Annotated in this window: 1 protein-coding gene; it reads left to right on the forward strand. The window is 70.1% G+C overall.

The window, feature by feature from the left end:
* A partial coding sequence (locus tag AC066S_RS39505; RefSeq protein ID WP_478272013.1) for an ABC transporter permease subunit occupies positions 1-435 on the forward strand: 435 nt, incomplete at both ends.

Genomic DNA, 435 nt, shown 5'->3' on the forward strand with positions numbered 1-435 from the left:
GGGGATACGTGTTCTTCGGTCTCGTGGCCGGGACCGGCCTGCCGGTCTGGGCCGCCATCCCGCTTACCGTCGCGGCGGGTGCCATTCTCGGCGCGATCGTCGAACGGACCCTGATCCGCCCGATGCTCGGCGAGAGCCCGATCGCGGTCTTCATGGTGACGATTGGATTGGGATCGATCCTCACGGGCGCCGTCGAGCTGTTTTGGGGCGCGGATCCCCTGCGGCTGCCGGAGTTCATCCCCAACACGCCGATCTTCCTCGGCGAGGCGTATTTCGCTCCGAAGGTCGCCTGGGGCTCCCTGGTGGCGGCGATCCTCATCGCGGGCGCGCTCGCGGCCCTTCGCTTCTCCCGCGGCGGCGTCGCCCTGCGCGCCACGGCGGGCGACCAGGGCGCCGCCTACTCGGTGGGCATCGATGTCGGACGGGTCTTTTCCC

The sequence above is a fragment of the Bradyrhizobium sp. CFUWI genome (assembly GCF_056429085.1).